Raw genomic sequence first — 496 nt, forward strand, 5'->3', positions numbered from 1 at the left:
CTTTTTGGGCTTCGCGGGCTATCTCTTCGCCGTATCGGCTTGAGATGTCCATGCGGCGGTCGAATTGCTCCGCCTTGGCTTCAAGCGCGGCTTGTGCAGCTTGAGCGGCTTGTGCGGTTCCGGAAGTGCCTGCGTTAACTTCGCAGGCCGCATCCAGCTGAGGAGAGAACGAAGGCTTTCCTTCGGCACTTGGACTGCCGCCCGCCTTCGCGCCCTTTTTGCCGGCCTCGCCGCTCCGGGCGTCGGCCGATTGCCCGCAGGCATTCGGACTCGTCCCGGCGGCTTGGCGCAAACGCCCGATGATGCGATCGGCAATCGCAACAACGTCGCGCGTGCTTTGCGAGCCTGGAAGCGCATCGATTTCCTTGTCGATCGCCCGCTTGAGATCGGCACCGAAGTGCCTTTCAAGCGCCTCGCTTGTAATTGCGAGAAGCGGTTCGACGCAGTCGAGCTTCGTCCATATCGAGTGGCCTCGAGAAAGACAGTGCAGAGCGAG

At 61.9% G+C, this 496-nt stretch carries 1 protein-coding gene; it reads right to left on the reverse strand.

Annotated elements, in window-relative coordinates; translation table 11 throughout:
* Positions 1–496, reverse strand: a 496-nt coding sequence (locus tag H6A60_RS12465; protein WP_205105118.1) for a hypothetical protein, incomplete at both ends; no start/stop codon positions are given.

Source organism: Sutterella massiliensis (assembly GCF_016899755.1).
GTDB lineage: Bacteria > Pseudomonadota > Gammaproteobacteria > Burkholderiales > Burkholderiaceae_F > Sutterella > Sutterella massiliensis.